Origin of the sequence: Agromyces binzhouensis (assembly GCF_004135055.1) — a bacterium.
In the GTDB taxonomy this organism is placed as follows: domain Bacteria; phylum Actinomycetota; class Actinomycetes; order Actinomycetales; family Microbacteriaceae; genus Agromyces; species Agromyces binzhouensis.
In genome coordinates, this window is the sequence record NZ_SDPL01000497.1 from 1 (window position 1) to 1,950 (window position 1,950).

Here is a 1,950-nt window from a genome sequence, read left to right on the forward strand (position 1 = left end):
GGGCCCGCTGCCGCGACCCCGGCGGGGGCCGCGCCCCCGACGCACGGCGGATCGGGTCCGGGCGACGAGCGCACCCCGTGGTACCGCAGGGCCTGGGTGCTCGCCGTCGGCGCCCTCGTGGCGGCGCTCATGTTCTTCGGGGCCGGGTTCGTCGCGGGCAACGCCGCCGCACTGTTCAACGGCGTCAGCGGCGACCGGGCTGGCGTTCCCGTCGGACCCGGATTCGGCGGCGATCGGGACGGCGACGGCTTCGCCCCCGGCGGCGGGCGACCGGGCATGGGTGAGCCCGGCGACCGTCCCGGCTTCGGCGACCAGGACGGCGACGACGACGGGGGCACCCGCACCGACTCCTGAACGCCCGTGCGCGAAGGGCCGGGTCGCATGATGCGACCCGGCCCTCGTCGCCGCGCGGACTACGGAACGGGGATGACCCCGGTGTCGGTCTGGTAGCCGGTCACCGGTGCGTGCGGGATCTCATCCCAGCGAGCCGGGTCCTCCTGCTGCACCTCGCCCGTGGCCATACCGGTCAGGAGTTCCTGGAGTGCGACGACGTTCTGCTTGATCGACTTGCCGCGGGCCTTCTGCCCGAGGCTGCCGTCGCTCGTGTTGCCGCTCGTCTCGAAGAAGATCGCCGGGTTGCTGTGCCCCTCGGGGTTCAGCCCGTCGTGGTCGAGGCCGAGCATCATGGCCGACACGACGCCGCCCTTGATGTCGATCTCGAGGCTGCCGCCGACCTGGTAGCGGTCCATGTTGACGTACCCGTACTTCGCGAGCTCGTCGTAGACGTGCACGTGCATCTGGCGCGTGAGCACGTCGTACGCGCCCCCCTCGACGCCCGGCAGCGTCGGCCCGCCCGGGGCGAGCGAGATGCCGAGCGACAGGGTGACGTCATCGCCGGTGCCGTACTCGCGCTTCAGGCCCTGGTGATGGATGTCCACGGCGAACGCCGGGTCGACCATCGTCCAGTACTCGTAGAACGCCTCGGACTCCGCCGCGGCGAACTTGCCGACGCCCCAGTCGCGGTTGAGGTCGATGCGGCTGTTCGAGCCGTCCTGCAGGATCGTGTGGCGGATGTTGAGCTCCGACCCGTCGGGGTTGTACATCGGGATGACGTGGAACGTGTACGTGTCGCGGAGCAGCGTCCAGTCGGGCGACCCGTTGGTGCCGAGTTCCTTGAGGACGGCGAGCAGCGACTCGGTGCCGTAGGGCTCGTTGCCGTGGATACGGCCCTGGAGCCACACCGCCTCTGGGCCCTCGCCGACCGTCGCGACGTAGAGGTCTCGGCCGGACTCCGAGGTGGAGACCGCGGTGCCGACCTCGGCGAGCGTCTGCACGTCGACGCCGAAGCGGGCGGTGTCCTCGAGCCGCTGGAGCTCGGCGACGAGGTCGTCGTACGAGGCGATGCTCGCGGTGTTCGTCTCCCCCTCGGTCGAGGGGAAGTTCGGGTCGGCCACGGCCGGTCCGGCTGCGGCGAGCGGGGCCGCCACGGCCAGTACCGCGGCGGCGGCGAAGGTTGCGGTTCGGGATCGGTGGTGCGTCGGCGTCGGGCCTGTGGACATCGATGTCTCCCCTGTGGGTGCGGCGTGCCGGTGAAGGCGGCACGAGCTCCGGGGATCACCCGGAATAGGCTTTCCCAAGAGCGTGCTGCGAGCCTACGGAGGATCGGCTCCGTTCCTCAAGGGACGCGCGTCCGCGGTTCGCGGCCGGTCCGCACCGTTCGTCCGGCGAGGCCTCAGCGCGCCCGATCGTCTGTGCCGGCGGACCGGTCGTCGCCCGCATCGGCGTCGGCCCCCGCGCGCGCACCGTCCCCGTCCTCCTGGGGCTGCACCGGGATCGCCTGCGTGAACTCCGACGCGCGCTGCGCGCCGTCCGCCGTCCCGGAGAAGAGCCCGGCGCGCGGTATCGAGCCCGTCGTCGGCTTCGCCGCCGACGGCTCCCCGGCCTGCCGCC

1 protein-coding gene and 2 pseudogenes are annotated in these 1,950 nt (G+C 72.4%); 1 reads left to right on the top strand and 2 read right to left on the bottom strand.

The features are described 5' to 3' along the window. Positions 1-354: pseudogene (locus ESO86_RS19270) on the top strand (hypothetical protein); the annotation flags it as partial. Positions 355-413: 59 nt separating this feature from the next. On the opposite strand, the gene ESO86_RS16070 reads toward ESO86_RS19270, so the two are convergent. After that, positions 414-1,559, bottom strand: coding sequence for a M14 family zinc carboxypeptidase (locus tag ESO86_RS16070; RefSeq protein ID WP_129235851.1), 1,146 nt, complete (start codon positions 1,557-1,559; stop codon positions 414-416). 173 nt (positions 1,560-1,732) lie between these two features. Then, positions 1,733-1,950 (bottom strand): annotated as a pseudogene (locus tag ESO86_RS19830) (hypothetical protein); the annotation flags it as partial.

What these genes read in the sequence shown, in the direction of transcription:
- ESO86_RS16070 (WP_129235851.1), bottom strand. Translation starts at nt 1,559, where the DNA reads ATGTCCACAGGCCCGACGCCGACGCACCACCGATCCCGAACCGCAACC.